This is a genomic window from Roseovarius nubinhibens ISM, from assembly GCF_000152625.1.
GTDB lineage: Bacteria > Pseudomonadota > Alphaproteobacteria > Rhodobacterales > Rhodobacteraceae > Roseovarius > Roseovarius nubinhibens.
This window is the reverse complement of record NZ_CH724156.1, coordinates 112,155-128,451: the sequence shown is the minus strand read 5'-3', so window position 1 is coordinate 128,451 and position 16,297 is coordinate 112,155. Positions and strand designations below refer to the sequence as shown.

General features: G+C 64.1%; 15 protein-coding genes. 12 read left to right on the top strand and 3 right to left on the bottom strand.

The annotated features are described in order from the left end of the window. Positions 1–42 precede the first annotated feature (42 nt). From ISM_RS00650 to ISM_RS00640, 3 genes are all read right to left on the bottom strand, one after another. Entirely contained in the window at positions 43–1,227 is a 1,185-nt protein-coding gene (locus ISM_RS00650; RefSeq protein WP_009812158.1) for a BaiN/RdsA family NAD(P)/FAD-dependent oxidoreductase, read from the bottom strand. Between the two features lie 59 nt (positions 1,228–1,286). Continuing rightward, positions 1,287–2,339: a Hint domain-containing protein gene (locus ISM_RS00645; RefSeq protein WP_009812157.1), complete on the bottom strand. Its 1,053-nt coding sequence runs from the start codon at positions 2,337–2,339 to the stop codon at positions 1,287–1,289. Between the two features lie 140 nt (positions 2,340–2,479). Then, positions 2,480–3,532, bottom strand: a complete 1,053-nt coding sequence (locus ISM_RS00640; RefSeq protein WP_009812156.1) for a Hint domain-containing protein — start codon at positions 3,530–3,532, stop codon at positions 2,480–2,482. A 256-nt stretch (positions 3,533–3,788) separates the two neighbouring features. Between ISM_RS00640 and ISM_RS00635 the strand changes: the two genes are divergently transcribed. The 12 genes from ISM_RS00635 (at position 3,789) to ISM_RS00580 (ending at position 16,292) form a co-directional block, all read left to right on the top strand. After that, on the top strand, positions 3,789–4,955 hold the full coding sequence (locus tag ISM_RS00635; RefSeq protein ID WP_040618209.1) for a peptidoglycan glycosyltransferase FtsW: 1,167 nt from the start codon (positions 3,789–3,791) through the stop codon (positions 4,953–4,955). Next, entirely contained in the window at positions 4,952–6,058 is a 1,107-nt protein-coding gene (locus tag ISM_RS00630) for a UDP-N-acetylglucosamine--N-acetylmuramyl-(pentapeptide) pyrophosphoryl-undecaprenol N-acetylglucosamine transferase (RefSeq protein ID WP_009812154.1), read from the top strand. Before ISM_RS00635 ends, ISM_RS00630 begins: the two co-directional genes overlap by 4 nt. After that, complete coding sequence (murC, locus tag ISM_RS00625; RefSeq protein WP_009812153.1) at positions 6,055–7,467, top strand: UDP-N-acetylmuramate--L-alanine ligase; 1,413 nt, start codon at positions 6,055–6,057, stop codon at positions 7,465–7,467. The genes ISM_RS00630 and murC overlap by 4 nt, the downstream gene beginning before the upstream one ends. Then, entirely contained in the window at positions 7,464–7,721 is a 258-nt protein-coding gene (locus tag ISM_RS00620; RefSeq protein WP_009812152.1) for a DUF2484 family protein, read from the top strand. The genes murC and ISM_RS00620 overlap by 4 nt, the downstream gene beginning before the upstream one ends. An 18-nt stretch (positions 7,722–7,739) precedes the next feature. Continuing rightward, entirely contained in the window at positions 7,740–8,024 is a 285-nt protein-coding gene (locus tag ISM_RS00615) for a hypothetical protein (RefSeq protein WP_009812151.1), read from the top strand. Between the two features lie 125 nt (positions 8,025–8,149). Then, a complete protein-coding gene (gene murB, locus ISM_RS00610) occupies positions 8,150–9,097 on the top strand; it encodes a UDP-N-acetylmuramate dehydrogenase (protein WP_040617736.1) in 948 nt (315 codons plus the stop codon). 70 nt (positions 9,098–9,167) lie between these two features. Beyond that, positions 9,168–10,058: a D-alanine--D-alanine ligase gene (locus tag ISM_RS00605; protein ID WP_083780948.1), complete on the top strand. Its 891-nt coding sequence runs from the start codon at positions 9,168–9,170 to the stop codon at positions 10,056–10,058. Then, entirely contained in the window at positions 10,046–10,936 is an 891-nt protein-coding gene (locus tag ISM_RS00600; RefSeq protein WP_040617735.1) for a cell division protein FtsQ/DivIB, read from the top strand. The genes ISM_RS00605 and ISM_RS00600 overlap by 13 nt, the downstream gene beginning before the upstream one ends. Continuing rightward, complete coding sequence (ftsA, locus tag ISM_RS00595; protein ID WP_009812147.1) at positions 10,933–12,264, top strand: cell division protein FtsA; 1,332 nt, start codon at positions 10,933–10,935, stop codon at positions 12,262–12,264. The genes ISM_RS00600 and ftsA overlap by 4 nt, the downstream gene beginning before the upstream one ends. A gap of 172 nt (positions 12,265–12,436) precedes the next feature. Then, positions 12,437–14,083, top strand: a complete 1,647-nt coding sequence (gene ftsZ, locus ISM_RS00590) for a cell division protein FtsZ (protein WP_009812146.1) — start codon at positions 12,437–12,439, stop codon at positions 14,081–14,083. Between the two features lie 243 nt (positions 14,084–14,326). Continuing rightward, complete coding sequence (gene lpxC / locus ISM_RS00585; RefSeq protein ID WP_009812145.1) at positions 14,327–15,247, top strand: UDP-3-O-acyl-N-acetylglucosamine deacetylase; 921 nt, start codon at positions 14,327–14,329, stop codon at positions 15,245–15,247. A 193-nt stretch (positions 15,248–15,440) separates the two neighbouring features. Continuing rightward, positions 15,441–16,292 carry an outer membrane protein assembly factor BamD gene (locus ISM_RS00580; protein ID WP_009812144.1) on the top strand — a complete coding sequence of 284 codons (852 nt, stop codon included), beginning with the start codon at positions 15,441–15,443 and terminating at the stop codon, positions 16,290–16,292. Positions 16,293–16,297: the final 5 nt, after the last annotated feature.

The window sequence follows — 16,297 nt, the reverse complement described above, 5'->3', positions numbered from 1 at the left end:
TGCGGATGTCCCCTCGGCTTCATGTCTGGCGGTCTGCGCTGATCAGCCCTGGGCGATGGCGCGGGCGGCGGCCATGGCCGAGGACCAGGCCCATTGGAAATTATAGCCGCCAAGCCAGCCGGTCACATCCACCGCCTCGCCAATGGCATAGAGGCCGGGGCAGGGCCGCGCCTCCATCGTTTTCGACGACAGATCATCGGTGTCGATGCCGCCGAGCGTCACCTCGGCGGTGCGATAGCCCTCGGTGCCTTGCGGGCGCAGCTGCCAGCCGCGCAGCGCGTCGCAGAGCGCCTGCAGCGCCGCGTCGGATTGATCGGCGAGATTGCCCGAGAGCCTGAGACCCAGATGCTCGGGCAGCGCGTCGACCAGCCGCTGCGGCAGGTGGCGGGCAAGCTCGGTGGTCAGGTTGACGCGCCCGGCCTCGGCCCGTTTGGCGCGCAGCGCCTCATAGAGCCGCGCCTCGGGGTCGAGATCGACGGTGATGTCGCCGCCCTCCTGCCAATAGGAGGAAATCTGCAGCATCGCGGGGCCAGAGAGGCCCCGGTGCGTGAACAGCATCGCCTCGTCAAAACTGCCTGACCCTGCGCGCGCGCGCACCGGCAGCGACACGCCCGCGAGCGGCGCAAAGCGCTGATCTGAGAAGGTAAAGGGCACCAGCGCCGCGCTCGTCTCGGTGACGCGCAGGCCGAATTGCCGCGCGAGATCATAGGCGAGGCCGGTCGCCCCCATCTTGGGGATGGATTTGCCGCCGCTGGCCAGCACGAGATTGCGGGTTACAAGGCTGTTGCGACGGCCACCGCGTTCCAGCGTCACGCGAAAGAGATCGCCGTCGCGGGTCACCTCGACCAGCGAGGTCTCGAGCCAAAGCTCGGCGCCCGCCGCCTGCATCAGCCCGCGCAGCATGGCGATGATGTCCTTGGCGCTCACGTCGCAGAACAGCTGCCCCAGCGTCTTTTCATGCCAGGCGATGCCATGGGCCTCGACCAGTTCGATGAAATCCCATTGGGTATAGCGGCTCAGCGCGGATTTGCAGAAATGCGGGTTCTGCGACAGGAACGCCTCAGGCGTGCAGTGCAGATTGGTGAAATTGCAGCGCCCACCGCCCGAGATGCGGATTTTCTCGCCCGGGGCCTTGGCATGGTCGATGGCCACAACGCGGCCGCCGGCATGGGCCGCGCACATCATGCCGGCCGCGCCGGCGCCAAGGATCAGCGTGTCGATTTGCATGGATCAGCCCCTGCCGCATGGGCGCGCCCGGGTCAAGAGCCGAGCATCAAGGGCCGAGCCTAGCGCGCCTCTAGCAGCGAGCGGTCCTGACGGGCGTGGCGGCGCACCAATTCGCGGCGTCCCGCGCCAAGCGCGAAGGGCCGGGCGCGCGGCGGCATGTGTCCGGGGGCCCAGTCCTTCATGTCGGGAAAGACCGCCTGCAGCTCGGCCAGCGCCTCGGGCGACAGGGATTGCATGGCGTTTGGCCCGCAGTAAAAGCTCTCAGAGGCGAGCCCGTCACCGGTGACGATCTGATGCTCGTCAAGGACCAGATGGATATAGGTGATCTCGTCCAGATCGTCGGCCTTTTCGATGCCGGGCAGTTTGGTCAGCGCCACGGCGGCGACCAGCACCTCGTCCTTGCCAAACAGACGCCGCGCGATGAGGGATTGGCTCAGGATGCGGTGTTGCGGCGAGACGAGCGTATCGCGTTCGGGCACGCCGGGGGCGAGGCTGTCGGCGCGAATGCGCACGGGCCGCAGGTTTGGCCGCTGATGCAGCTCTTCGGCGCTGATGTGACGGCTCGGCAAGAGGCGCAGGGGTTGCAGCCCATGGTCGCGGGTCTCGATCAGATCACCGGGGCGCAGCGTCTCGATGGCGCGCGGTCCCTCGGCGGTCTCGATCATCGTGCCGGGGGTGAAACAGGCGGTGTATTGGCTGTACTGGTTGTCCTGCTGATGCGAGGTGCGTTCCTGGTTGAACGTATAGGAGGTGCCCGGCGTCATCGCGACGGTCGAGGTCAGACCCTGTACCGCGCCTTGCTGATAGCCGTCGCCACCGAAATGAAAGGCCGTCACCTTATGCCCGGTGCTGCTGTTGATCAGGTCATAGGCGGTGTTGATCGACGTCCCCGCCGCATAGCTGGTCCCGTCGAGATCGAGCGTGTCGGCGATGGTTTGGCTGCTGTCTACCTCGTCGAACACCGCGTCGTCATCGTTGACGAACACCAGCGTCGGTGTTGCGCCCTCCTTCAGCGTCAGGGTGAAGGTCGGGCTGCCAGCGGCGGCCGCGCTTTGTTCATCCGGCAGGCCCTGCACGAAATCGGAAGGGGAATAGATATAGAGATAGGGCATAGCTCGCCTCGTTACAGCACTGTTGCGGCCTGAGGGCCGGATGGGTCCGCGCGGCTCTGTCGGTCGCTAAGCGGATAGTGTGGTTAATGATTTTGACAGAATTGTGACAAACTGCCGTTCTTCTCCCTATAGCGCCTCTGTCATGGCCGTTCGAGTTCCAACAAAGCCCGATCATTTTTAAGGTGCCGGCGCAACAGATTGCGGCGGATCGGGCCGCTGGCGATGGGGCGGGCCGGATCGGGCAGCGGCGCGTCCTCCATCAGTTCGGGAAACAGCGCGTAGAGTTCGCGCCGTGCGTCGGGCGGCATCGCCTTGACGGCATAGGGGCCGCAGTAAAAGCTCTCGCTCGGCAGGCCGTTGGCGGTGACGATCTCATGCTTGTCAAAGATCAGATGCATATAGGTGATTGCCCGCGTCGAGTTGTCGATCATGACACCGGGAAGCCGGGTCAGGGCGGTGGCGGCGATCAGGATCTCGGTACAGTTGAACATGCGCTGCACGATGGCCGAATTGGCCAGGATCCGGTGCTGTGGCGAGACCAGAAGATCCTGCGCGGGCAGGCCGGGGGCCAGGCTGTCGGCGGCGATCCGGATCGGCCGCAGGTTGGGCCGCGCCGCCAGCGTCTCGGGCGAGAGGTGGCGCGTCGGGATCATCCGCAGCCTCTGTGGGCCTGCGTCGCGGGTGTTCACCAGATCGCCGGGGGCCAGGGTCTCGATCGGGCGCGGCCCGTGGGGCGTGTCGATTAGCGCCCCGGGGGTGAAACAGGCGACATATTCGGAATAGGCGTTGTTTTGTTGATAGGAGGTGCGTTCCTGATTGAACGTATAGCTGGTGCCCGGCACCATTTCGACGGTGGAAATGAGCCCCTGCACCACGCCCTGCTGATAGCCATCGCCGCCGAAATGGAGGCTGGTCACCTTATGGCCGGTGGTGGAGTTGATCAGGTCATAGGCGCTCCAGATACTTGTCCCGGCGGCATAGGTGGTGCCGTCGAGATTGAGCGTCGTGGCGAGGGTCTGGGAATCCTCGATCTCTTCGATGGTAAGATCGTCGTCGATGATTTCGATCAGCGTCGGCGTCGCGCCGGGTTTGAGCGTCAGGGTGAAATTCGGAGTGCCCGCGGCGGCGGTGCTCTCCTCGTCGGGGGCACCTTCGACGAAATCATCGGGGGAATAGATATAGAGATAGGGCATGGGGGGTACTCGTTACTGCTGCGACACTCGATACAAACCGCCAACCTCTCTGGGTTGTGCGGGGTAGGCTGGACATACCGTAACGGGTGAAATGAATAAATGCCAGTCAAATTATTCACAAAGACAATGGTGGTCCGTTGCATTCGGGTGACGCTTCCCACGGGCGCGGCAAGCTGTTATACTGTTCGGTAAGACCCCGAAAATGGGGCGCGATCCCGCATCTGGGGTCATCAACGAGGCAGATACTGGCGGTGTCATGACAGAGATGGTGTATGGGGCCGTTCCGCAAAGGGACGGCGAACCGATTCTCCCCAAATGGTGGCGGACAATCGACAAATGGGCCGTGTTCGGCGTGGCCCTCCTGTTTCTCGTGGGGCTCCTTCTGGGGCTGGCCGCGTCGCCGCCGCTGGCGGAGAAAAACGGGTTTCAGCCGTTCCACTATGTGCAACGACAGATGTTCTTTGGCGGGCTTGCCATGGTGGCGATGGTGCTCACCTCGATGATGGGGCCGGTGATGGTCCGCCGTCTGGCGGTGATCGGGTTCATCGGAGCACTCGTGGCGCTGATGCTCTTGCCGGTGCTCGGCACCGATTTCGGCAAAGGCGCGGTGCGCTGGTACAGCCTCGGCTTTGCCAGTATTCAACCGTCCGAATTTCTCAAGCCCGGTTTCGTCGTCGTTGCCGCCTGGATGATCGCCGCGAGCCGCGAGATCAACGGGCCTCCGGGGCTCTTGATGTCCTTCTGCCTCACCCTCGTGGTGGTGGGCTTTCTCGCCATGCAGCCCGATTTCGGGCAGGCGGCGCTGGTGCTCTTTGGCTGGGGCGTGATGTATTTCGTCGCCGGTGCGCCGATCTTCCTGCTGCTCGGCATGGCCGGGGGGGTGATCTTCGCCGGCATGATCGCCTATGCCAATTCCGAACATTTCGCCCGCCGCATCGACGGCTTTCTGAGCCCCGAGGTCGATCCCACGACCCAGCTCGGCTTTGCCACCAATGCGATCCGCGAAGGCGGGTTCTTCGGGGTGGGGGTCGGCGAAGGCACGGTCAAATGGTCGCTGCCTGACGCGCATACGGATTTCATCATCGCGGTGGCGGCCGAGGAATACGGGCTGGTGCTGGTGCTCGCGATTATCGCGCTCTACTGCATGATCGTGGTGCGCTCGCTGTTCCGGCTGATGCGCGAACGCGATCCGTTCATCCGCCTCGCAGGCACCGGGCTTGCCGCGATGTTCGGGGTGCAGGCGATGATCAACATGGGCGTCGCGGTGCGTCTTCTGCCCGCCAAGGGCATGACCCTGCCATTCGTGAGCTATGGTGGCTCGTCGCTCATCGCGGGCGGCATCGCGGTCGGCATGCTCTTTGCCTTTACCCGGTCGCGCCCGCAGGGCGAGATCCGCGACATCCTCCGGGGTCACGTGCGATGAGCGACCGCGCGCCTCTCTTGCTGATGGCCGCGGGCGGCACCGGCGGGCATATGTTCCCGGCCCAGTCGCTGGCCGAGCATATGCTGCGCCAAGGCTGGCGCGTCAAGCTCAGCACAGATGCCCGTGGCGCGCGCTATACCGGCGGCTTTCCCCATTCGATCGAGATCGAACAGATCAAATCCGCGACCTTCGCGCGCGGCGGGCTGCTGGCCAAGGCGATGGTGCCGTTCCGGATCGCGGGCGGTGTGATGGGCGCCAGCGCCGCGATGCTGCGCGACAAGCCCGATGTGGTGGTGGGCTTTGGCGGCTATCCGAGCATTCCGGCCCTGTCGGCGGCGCGGCTTCTCGGCGTGCCGGCCATGGTGCATGAACAAAACGGCGTGCTGGGCCGGGTCAACCGGGCCTTTGCCAAACGCGTGGCCAAGGTCGCCTGTGGCACCTGGCCCACCGAGATGCCCGAGGGCGTCGAGGCCGAACATGTCGGCAACCCGGTGCGCGCGGCGGTGCTCGAACGGGCCGGCGCCGCCTATATCCCGCCCGGCGACTACCCGATGTCGATCCTTGTCATCGGCGGCAGCCAGGGCGCGCGGATCATGTCCGACATCGTGCCGCCCGCCATCGCGGCGCTGCCCCCCGAGGTGCTGCGCAACATAAGGGTGAGCCATCAGGCCCGCGACGAGGATGGCGACCGGGTGGCGCAATTCTATGCAGAGCACGGCATCGACGCCGATGTGCAGCCCTTCTTTACCGATGTGCCGACCCGGATCAGCGAGGCGCAGCTCGTCATAAGCCGCGCCGGGGCCTCCTCGGTGGCCGATATTTCAGTGATCGGGCGGCCCTCGATCCTCGTGCCCTTTGCGGCAGCCACCGGCGATCATCAGACCGCCAATGCGCGCGGCCTCAAGGAGGCAGGCGCCACGATCCTCATCCCCGAAAGCAAGCTCAGCGTCGAGACAATGACCGCCGAGATTGCCCGCGTGCTGGACAATCCGCGCGGGGCGTTGCAAATGGCCGCCGCGGCGCTGTCTTGCGCCGTGCCCGATGCGACCGAACGGCTCGCCGCTCTTGTAGACACTCTGGCCCAAAAAGGGGACCGCGTATGAATGCCGCCACCAAACTGCCCGGGGACGTCGGTCCCATCCATTTCGTCGGGATCGGTGGCATCGGCATGTCGGGCATCGCGGAGGTGCTGATCAACCACGGCTACCAGGTGCAGGGCTCGGATCTCAAGGCGACGCCGATCACCGCGCGTCTGGCCGAAGCGGGCGCCACCATCTTCGAAGGCCAGCGGGCCGAGAATATCGAGGGGGCCGAGGTCGTGGTGATTTCGTCGGCGATCAAACCCGGCAACCCCGAGCTGGACGCCGCGCGGGCGCGCGGCCTGCCGGTGGTGCGCCGGGCCGAAATGCTGGCCGAGCTGATGCGCCTCAAATCCAACGTCGCCGTCGCCGGCACCCATGGCAAGACCACCACCACGACGATGGTGGCGGCGCTGCTCGATCATGGCAAGTTCGACCCGACGGTGATCAATGGCGGCATCATCCATGCCTATGGCAGCAACGCCCGCGTCGGTGCCGGTGAATGGATGGTGGTCGAGGCCGATGAGAGCGACGGCACGTTCAACCGTCTGCCCGCGACCATCGCCATCGTGACCAATATCGACCCCGAGCATATGGAGCATTGGGGCACCGAAGAGAACCTGCATCGCGGGTTCTACGAATTTGTCTCGAACATCCCGTTCTACGGGCTCGCCGTCTGCTGCACCGATGATGCGGATGTGCAGACGCTGGTGGGCAAGGTCACCGACCGCCGGGTTGTCACCTACGGGTTCAACGCCCAGGCCGATGTGCGCGGCATGAACCTGCGCTATGAGGCGGGGCAGGCGCATTTCGACATCGCCCTGCGCGGCGAAGGCGATGACAAGGTGATCAAGGATTGCGTGTTGCCGATGCCGGGCGACCATAACGTGTCGAACGCGCTCTCGGCGGTGGCGGTGGCGCGGCATCTGGGGATGAGATCCGCAGAAATCCGCGAGGCGCTGGCGAATTTCGGCGGGGTCAACCGCCGCTTTACCCGCGTGGGCGAGGTCGACGGCGTGGTGATCATCGACGATTACGGCCATCACCCGACCGAGATTGCCGCCGTGCTCAAGGCCGCGCGTCAGGCCACCGAAGGCCGGGTCATCGCCGTGCATCAGCCGCACCGCTATTCCCGGCTGAGCCATCATTTCGAAGAATTCTGCGCCTGTTTCAACGAGGCCGATGTCGTCGGCATCTCGGATGTCTATGCGGCGGGCGAAGATCCGATCCCCGGCGCTTCACGAGACGATCTCGTGGCCGGTCTCATCCGTCACGGTCATCGCCATGCGCGGGCGCTGCTCGACGAGGGCGATCTCACCCGGCTGGTGCGCGAACAGGCGGGGCCGGGCGATATGGTCGTCTGTCTCGGCGCCGGCACGATCAGCGGCTGGGCCAATGCGCTGCCCGACCGGCTTCGGGAGGCGGGCAAGTGAGCCTGTCGCTCATCCTCGCCTGTCTCTGGGCGCTGGCGGCCAATGTGCTCGCCATGCTGCCGTCGCGGGACAACCATTGGCGGCGGGCCTATGCGCTCATCGTGCTGGGCATTCCGCTGGTCGGCTATGTCACCTATGAAAACGGCCCCTGGGTCGGGCTTTTCGTGATGGCGGCGGGCATGTCGATGCTGCGCTGGCCGGTGATCTATCTGGGCCGGTGGCTGCGCAACCGGCTCGACCGCAGTCACATCTAGGATACGGGCAGACACTCCATGGGCGAAACGATCTGGCTCGGGGATGTGATGATCTGGGCAGGGCTGGCGCTGACCGCGTTCAGCCTCTCGGTCTGGTATTTCATCGCCGAGGCCGAGCATGAGGATTTCATCGGCTTGTTCTGGCGCTGGCTGCTGCTGTTGACGGCGGTGGCCGGGTTCAGCGCGGCGGTGTTTCTCGGCTTCTTGCCGAGCGAGGCGATCCTGCCGGTGCTGTTCTTGAGTTTCGCAGCGCTTCTGGGCGGTCTTCTGGGCATCGTGATCGGGCTCTTTCGGTCGCGCTGAGCGGCGAAAATCCGCACTGTCGCGATGCCGACGCAATACCGACAGGGTACCGATGGGCCGATCCATTCCATTTCCCGGCCGGCTGGGGTAGGGGAGAGGGGTGAGACAAGAGGATTTCTGCCGCCATGATGACATTGCCTGAGACAAGAGGAAAGCTGACCCAAGGCCGGGTTCTGGCCGATCTGACATGGCTCCGCGTCGGCGGCCCGGCGGATTGGTTCTACCAGCCCGCGGATGCCGAGGATCTGGCTGATTTCCTTGGAAAACTTGAGGCTTCTGTGCCAGTTTTCCCGATGGGGGTGGGCAGCAATCTCATCGTCCGTGATGGCGGTCTGCGGGCCGTGGTGATCCGTCTCGGCCGGGGCTTCAACGGCATCGAGATCGACGGCAATACGGTAATCGCCGGCGCCGCCGCGCTCGACGCGCATGTCGCCAAGAAAGCCGCCGACGCCGGCCTCGACCTCACCTTCCTCCGCACCATCCCCGGCTCCATCGGCGGCGCCGTCCGGATGAACGCAGGCTGCTATGGCACCTATACGGCGGACCATTTCATCTGGGCCGAAGTGGTGACCCGAACGGGCGAGATCATGCGGCTTGGCCCCGAGGATCTGCAGTTCCAATATCGCCAGACCGCCTGGCCCGAGGGCGCGGTGCTGATCCGGGCCGCGTTCGAGGCCTCGGAGGGCGTCCCGGAAGAACTTCATGCGCGGATGCAAGAGCAGCTTGCCAAGCGCGATGAAACCCAACCCACCAAGGACCGCACGGCGGGCAGCACCTTTCGCAACCCGGCCGGGTTCAGCAGCACCGGGCGCGCCGATGACAGCCATGATCTCAAGGCGTGGAAGGTCATCGACGATGCCGGAATGCGCGGCGCGATGCGCGGTGGCGCACAGATGAGCCCGAAACATTCCAACTTTCTCGTCAACACCGGCGAAGCCAGCGCCGATGATCTCGAATCACTTGGCGAAGAGGTGCGAAAAAGGGTTTTCCAAAACAGCGGAATAGAGTTAGAGTGGGAAATCATGAGGGTCGGCGAACCGGCCCCGGCGAAAGCCAAATTGGCAGATAAGTAATAACAGGGTCGAAAACGGCCCGGGACATTGAGGCACCAAGGTGGGTCACGCGAGCAGCAGCACCCCCAAAGTGGCGGTTATTAAGGGCGGCCCTTCGGCAGAGCGCGAAGTGTCGTTGTCCTCTGGACAGGAATGCGCCGTCGCATTGCGGGATGAAGGATTCGAGGTTGTCGAGGTCGATGCAGGCCCCGATCTCGTATCGCGTTTAACCGAGATCAAGCCCGACGTCGTCTTTAACGCGCTGCATGGCCGTTGGGGCGAAGATGGCTGTGTGCAGGGGCTGCTCGAATGGTTGCGCATTCCCTATAGCCATTCCGGCGTGCTGGCCTCGGCGCTGGCCATGGACAAGCAGAAATCCAAGGATGTGTATCGCCGCGCCGGGCTGCCGGTGGTGGAGAGCGTTCTTGCCCCGCGTGACGAGGTGCGGGCGCGCCATGTGATGGCCCCGCCCTATGTGGTGAAACCCAATAATGAAGGCTCTTCCGTCGGGGTCTATATCGTGCATGAGGCCGCCAACGCGCCGCCGCAGCTGTCGGATGACATGCCCGAGACGGTGATGGTCGAAACCTATGCGCCGGGGCGCGAGCTCACCACATCTGTGCTCGGCGATCGGGCGCTTGGGGTGACGGATATCATCACCGAGGGCTGGTATGATTATCACGCCAAATATTCGGTCGGCGGGTCGCGCCATGAGTTCCCCGCCAATCTGCCCAAAGAGATCACCGAGGCCTGTCTCGACTATGCGCAGCGCGCCCATGCGGCGCTTGGCTGTCGTGGGCTGAGCCGGACGGATTTCCGCTGGGACGAGGCGCGCGGTGTCGACGGGCTTATCGTGCTCGAGACCAACACCCAGCCGGGGATGACGCCGACCTCGCTCAGCCCGGAACAGGCGGCGGGGATCGGCATGAGCTTTGGCCAGCTCTGCCGCTGGATCGTGGAGGACGCGTCATGCGACCGCTAGGCCAACGTATGCAGAAGCTGCGCCATGATCCGGCGCCGTCGCGCTGGTCCTACCGGATGCAGCGGCTGATGCTGACGCCGATCTTTCGCAAGCTGCTGCGGGTGGGGTTGCCCTTTGCGCTGAGCTTTGGCGCGGCGAGCCTGTACCTCAACCAGCCTGAAGTGCGCGACAGTCTGATCACGCGGATTGCCGAGATCCGCGAGACCATCGAGGAGCGCCCGGAATTCATGGTCAACCTGTTGGCCGTGGAAGGCGCGAGCGACGAGGTCGCCAGCGAAATCCGCGAGATTTTCCCGGTGGCCTTGCCGGCAAGCTCGTTTGATTTCGATCTCGACGAGCTGCGCATCACCATCGAGGATCTGCCCGCCGTGGCGAGCGCCGCCGTGCGGCTGCGTCAGGGTGGGGTGCTCGAGCTTGCCATCACCGAGCGTCAGCCGGCAGCGCTGTTGCGGACGCGGGCGGGGCTTAGCGTGATTGACGTCGAAGGCGTGACCATCGCGCAGGCGCAGAGCCTCAGCGATTATCCCGAGCTGCCGCTGCTCACCGGCGAAGGGGCCGAGGCCAGCGTTGCCGAGGCGCAGGCGATCGAAGCCGCCGCCGGGCCGCTGGCGCCGCGTATCCTTGGCCTCGTCCGGATGGGCGCGCGGCGTTGGGACGTGGTGCTCGATGGCGAACAGCGCATCTTGCTGCCCGAGGCGGCCCCGGTGCGGGCGCTCGAGCGGGTGATCGTGCTCAACGAGACAAATGACATGCTCGAACGCGATATCGCGGTCGTGGACATGCGGCTGGCCGAACGGCCCGCCATTCGAATGAGGGAGCGTGCCGTCGAAGCCTGGTGGCAGGTGCGCAATTCCGTTGCAGGGGTGAAGGACCAATGATCGAGCTATATGAGACGCAACGCGCGATGCGGAACATGCGCAAGGCGGCCATGCAACGCGGTGTCGTGGCGGTGCTGGATGTCGGGACCTCCAAGATCGCCTGTCTTGTGCTGCGCTTTGATGGCAGTCCGCGCCTCGATGCCGAGGGGATCGGGTCGATGGCAGGGCAGGCCGGGTTCCGGGTGATCGGAGCGGCCACGACACGGTCGCGCGGGGTGCGTTTCGGCGAGATTTCCGCCATGCAGGAAACCGAGCGCGCCATTCGCACGGCGGTGCAGGCGGCGCAGAAGATGGCCAATATCCGGGTCGATCATATCATCGCCTGTTTCTCGGGCGCGGGTCCCCGTTCTTACGGGCTGGCGGGGTCGGTCGATCTCGAAGGCAATGTGGTGACGGAGCAGGATATCAGCCGCGTGCTGTCGGCCTGCGATGTGCCGGACTATGGCGATGGGCGCGAGGTGCTGCATGCGCAGCCGGTGAATTTTGCGCTCGACCATCGTTCGGGTCTTATTGATCCGCGCGGGCAGCTTGGCCAGACGCTGGCCACGGATATGCATATGCTCACGGTGGATGCGGCGGCGGTGCAGAACCTCGCCCATTGCGTGAAACGCTGTGATCTCGAATTGGCCGGGGTGGCCTCTTCGGCCTATATGGCCGGGGTGTCGTCACTCGTAGAGGATGAGCAGGAGCTTGGCGCGGCCTGTATCGATTTGGGCGGCGGAACGGCTGGAATTTCAATCTTCATTAAGAAACATATGATCTATGCGGATAGTGTTCGCATGGGCGGCGATCACGTGACGAGCGACATCTCGAAAGGGTTGTCGGTGCCGACGGCCACCGCCGAGCGGATCAAGACCTTCTATGGCGGGGTGGTGGCCACCGGCATGGATGATCGCGAGATGATTGAAATCGGCGGCGATACCGGCGATTACGAACATGACCGGCGCAGGGTCAGCCGGGCCGAGCTCATCGGCATCATGCGGCCCCGTGTCGAGGAAATCCTCGAAGAGGTGCGGGCACGGCTCGATGCGGCCGGGTTCGAACATCTGCCGAGCCAGCAGATCGTGCTCACCGGGGGCGGCAGCCAGATCCCCGGTCTCGACGGGTTGGCGAGCCGCATCTTGGGCCAGCAGGTGCGTCTTGGGCGGCCTCTGCGGGTGCATGGGCTGCCACAGGCGGCGACGGGCGCGGGCTTTGCCAGCGCGGTCGGATTGTGCCTCTTTGCGGCCAATCCGCAGGACGAATGGTGGGACTTTGACCTGCCGGTCGATCGCTACCCGGCACGGTCTCTCAAACGCGCGGTGAAATGGTTCAAAGACAATTGGTGACCGCTAGATGTCGTGTCATCGGCGAAATCCCGCGAGTTTGACAAAAAAACCTGCCACATTTTGTGTTTTTTAACGTTTTTTAGGTGACGCTAGGGCTGAGCCTCGTTAATATTATGGGTAACTAGGCAGAAAAACGGCCCGGCAGCGGGCGCAACATCAGGCGGACAGAGCGATGACATTGAATCTTACCGTGCCCGGTCATGAGGATCTGAAACCCCGGATTACCGTATTCGGTGTCGGCGGTGCTGGCGGCAACGCCGTCAACAACATGATCGAAAAACAGCTCGATGGCGTGGATTTCGTCGTCGCCAACACCGATGCGCAGGCGCTGAGCCAGGCGCGGGCGGAGAGCCGCATCCAGCTTGGGGTCAAGGTGACCGAAGGTCTGGGCGCGGGCGCCAAGGCGGCCATCGGGGCCGCCGCCGCCGAAGAGAGCATCGAACAGATCGTCGACCACCTGGCGGGCGCGCATATGTGCTTTATCACCGCCGGGATGGGCGGCGGCACCGGCACCGGCGCCGCGCCGATCATCGCGCAGGCCGCGCGTGAGCTTGGGGTTCTGACCGTCGGCGTCGTGACCAAGCCCTTCCAGTTCGAAGGCGCCAAACGGATGCGTCAGGCGGAAGATGGCGTCGAGAGCCTGCAAAAGGTCGTCGACACGCTGATCATCATTCCCAACCAGAACCTGTTCCGGCTGGCCAATGAAAAGACCACCTTCACCGAGGCCTTCTCGCTCGCCGATGATGTGCTCTATCAAGGCGTGAAAGGCGTGACCGATCTGATGGTGCGCCCCGGCCTGATCAACCTCGACTTTGCCGATGTGCGCGCCGTGATGGACGAGATGGGCAAAGCGATGATGGGCACCGGCGAGGACAGCGGCGAAGATCGCGCGATCCAGGCGGCGGAAAAGGCGATTGCCAACCCGCTTCTGGACGAGATCAGCCTCAAGGGCGCCAAGGGCGTTCTCATCAACATCACCGGCGGTCACGACCTCACCCTGTTCGAACTCGACGAAGCGGCCAATCGCATTCGCGAAGAGGTCGATGCCGATGCGAATATCATCGTGGGCTCGACCCTCGACACCTCGATGGAAGGCGCGATGCGCGTGAGCGTCGTGGCCACCGGGATCGATGCGCGTGACGTGCAGACCGACATCCCCGTGCCACGCCGCAAGCTGTCGGAGCCGCTGGCCACGACCACGTCGCTGGAAGCCCGCGAAGAGCCCGCGCCGGTCGAAGAGGCGCCGATCGCGGCATCGGCCAGCCATGCAGAGGCAGGCGAGGAGCGGTCGCTCTTTACCGGGTTCGAATCCGAGCGCGCCGCCGCCGAAGACCAGATGGAAGACATTTTCGAGACCGAGGCGGCCAGCGATGCCGTGCCGCCCCCGGCCTATCAGCCCGAGCCTGAATATGTCGAAGAGGCCGAAGCCGAGCTCGAAGCCTTTGTCGCGCCCAAGGCCCCCGCGCCGGGCACGCCGTCGCCCGAGGCACTGGCCCGTCTGCACGCCGCCGTTGGCCGGACCCCCGGTTCGGAACCGCGTCAGCCCGCGCCGCAGCCGCAAGCCCATCAGCCGGCTCAACGCCCGGCTCAGGCGGCCCCCGCCGCCGAGGAAAGCCATGGCGAACGCCCCCGTTTCGGGATCAATTCGCTGCTCAACCGGATGACCGGACATGGTGCAGAGGCCGAACAACCGGCCCGTGCGCCCCGTCAACAGCCCACGCTTCAGGCCCGTCAGGCCCAGCCCGCCGCGGTTGAGCCCGAGCCGGAGCAGGACGAGCAGATCGAAATCCCTGCCTTCCTGCGTCGTCAGGCAAACTGAGCCTTTTCAACGGGCTAAGTTCGGAAATTAAAGTGAAGAGGCCGCCTTTGGGTGGCCTTTTTCGCATCTGGGCGCGGGCTGTGGTTGTCTCGGCCTGGGCAAGTCGGCGAAAAGCCGCCGTCATTTCCCTGTTACATGTTTCACTTCGTTGCAAAGATTGAATTGAGGATCGGAGGGCGACGTTCTACATCCTATCCAATAATACAAAGAGGCGCAGAGGCCTCGGCCGCTGTTGAGGGCGTTTTGCAAACCACGATCAAACATGACATCACCTTCGAGGGCGTTGGGCTTCATTCCGGCGCGCCTGCTAAGTTGGTGATCCGTCCTGCAGGCGTCGATGCCGGGCTGATGTTCCGCCGCGTCGATTGCGCCGCCGGGACGACGGATATCCCCGCCCTCTGGGATCATGTGATCCAATCCCCGCTCTGCACCCGGCTGGTCAATGCCGCGGGCACCGAGGTGTCGACCGTCGAACATGTGATGGCGGCGCTGATGGGCTGTGGCGTGCAGAATGCCGTGCTCGAAGTGGATGGGCCCGAAGTGCCGATCCTCGATGGCAGTTCCATTCCTTTCGTGCGGGCGATCCTCAAAACCGGGTTCACCCGTCTCGATGCGCCGGTGCGCGCGCTCAAGGTTCTCAAGCCGGTCGAAGTGCGCCGGGGCGAGGCGGTGGCGCGTCTGTCGCCGCACAAGACCCTGCTGATCGACTTTGCCATTGATTTCGCCGATGCCGCCATCGGGGTGCAGCGCAAGCGGCTCAACATGGCGAATGGCAGTTTCGTGCGCGAGCTGAGCGACAGCCGCACCTTCTGCCGTAAGGCGGATATCGACGAGATGCTGGCCAATGGGCTGGCGCGTGGTGGCACGATGGACAATGCCGTTGTCGTCGATGGCGACAAGGTTCTGAGCCCCGGCGGGTTGCGCCATCAGGACGAGGCGGTGCGCCATAAGATGCTTGATGCGCTGGGCGATCTGGCGCTGGCGGGGGCGCCGATCCTGGGCCATTACGAGGGCTCGCGCGCGGGCCATGCGCTCACCAACGAGCTTTTGCGTGTGCTCTTTGCCACGCCGGGCGCGGTGGAATGGGTCACCTGCGACGCCGCGATGGAAGCCGAGCTTCCCGGGGCCGGGGTGCATTGGGGCGAAGTGCCTCAGGTCGCCTGAGACAGCTTTGACATCTTGCTGAATTCTATCACTAATCGAGTTGGCCGCGATCTGGTCCCCGTGTCACAGCACAGTGGGTGATTTAACGGTGGGAATTTTTCCCAAAGCCGTTTTGCCCCGTTAATTTCTGTGCTAGCACCGGGTTGGAGATTGGGGTAGGACTCCGTGAGAACATATTGAGGACAGGTCCAGCATGAAGGTCGGCACAAAGCGGGTGACATTGATCGGCGCGGTTCTGGTGGCCTCTTTGCTGGCAGGCTGCAACAGTATCCGCGGCCGCGTGGAACGTGGCGATCTCGATTACGAGAACTATACGGCGCAGCATATCTTTGAGCGTGGCGAATACGATCTGTCGCGGCGCAACTACGATCTCGCGGCGCAGAGCTTTGGCGAGATCGAGCGGCTTTATCCCTATTCGGAACTGACCAAGCGTGCCGTGATCATGCAGGCCTATTCCCATCATCTGGACAAGGATTACGAGGCCAGCCGCTCTGCCGCGCAGCGCTATATCGATTTCTATCCGACGGATGAAGACGCGGCCTATGCGCAATATCTTCTGGCGCTAAGCTATTACGATCAGATCGACGAAGTGGGCCGCGATCAAGGGCTGACCTTCTTGGCGCTGCAAGAGCTGCGCAAGGTGATCGAGATCTATCCCGACAGCGAATATGCGCGTTCGGCGATCCTCAAGTTCGATCTGGCCTTCGACCATCTGGCGTCGAAAGAGATGGAAGTGGGGCGCTATTACCTCAAGCGCGATCATTTCTCGGCGGCGATCAACCGGTTCCGGGTGGTTGTCGAGGATTTCCAGACCACGTCGCACACGCCCGAGGCGCTGCACCGTCTGGTCGAAGCCTACCTGTCGCTCGGTCTCGTGAACGAGGCGCAGACGGCGGCGGCGATCCTTGGCCATAACTTCCGGGCGACCGATTGGTATGAGGACAGCTATGCGCTGCTGACCCGGCGAGGGCTGCGGCCAGAGCCTGCGGGCGACAACTGGCTGCGTCAGGTCTATCGCCAGATGATCAAGGGCGAATGGCTCTGATCCAT

Excerpts from the sequence above, each read along its gene's own strand:
- ISM_RS00635 (WP_040618209.1), top strand. The coding sequence starts at position 3,789 with ATGACAGAGATGGTGTATGGGGCCGTTCCGCAAAGGGACGGCGAACCG.
- ftsA (WP_009812147.1), top strand. The coding sequence starts at position 10,933 with ATGATCGAGCTATATGAGACGCAACGCGCGATGCGGAACATGCGCAAG.
- ISM_RS00580 (WP_009812144.1), top strand. The coding sequence starts at position 15,441 with ATGAAGGTCGGCACAAAGCGGGTGACATTGATCGGCGCGGTTCTGGTG.
- ISM_RS00650 (WP_009812158.1), bottom strand. The coding sequence starts at position 1,227 with ATGCAAATCGACACGCTGATCCTTGGCGCCGGCGCGGCCGGCATGATG.
- murC (WP_009812153.1), top strand. The coding sequence starts at position 6,055 with ATGAATGCCGCCACCAAACTGCCCGGGGACGTCGGTCCCATCCATTTC.
- murB (WP_040617736.1), top strand. The coding sequence starts at position 8,150 with ATGATGACATTGCCTGAGACAAGAGGAAAGCTGACCCAAGGCCGGGTT.
- ISM_RS00600 (WP_040617735.1), top strand. The coding sequence starts at position 10,046 with ATGCGACCGCTAGGCCAACGTATGCAGAAGCTGCGCCATGATCCGGCG.
- ISM_RS00615 (WP_009812151.1), top strand. The coding sequence starts at position 7,740 with ATGGGCGAAACGATCTGGCTCGGGGATGTGATGATCTGGGCAGGGCTG.
- ISM_RS00640 (WP_009812156.1), bottom strand. The coding sequence starts at position 3,532 with ATGCCCTATCTCTATATCTATTCCCCCGATGATTTCGTCGAAGGTGCC.
- ftsZ (WP_009812146.1), top strand. The coding sequence starts at position 12,437 with ATGACATTGAATCTTACCGTGCCCGGTCATGAGGATCTGAAACCCCGG.
- ISM_RS00645 (WP_009812157.1), bottom strand. The coding sequence starts at position 2,339 with ATGCCCTATCTCTATATCTATTCCCCTTCCGATTTCGTGCAGGGCCTG.
- ISM_RS00630 (WP_009812154.1), top strand. The coding sequence starts at position 4,952 with ATGAGCGACCGCGCGCCTCTCTTGCTGATGGCCGCGGGCGGCACCGGC.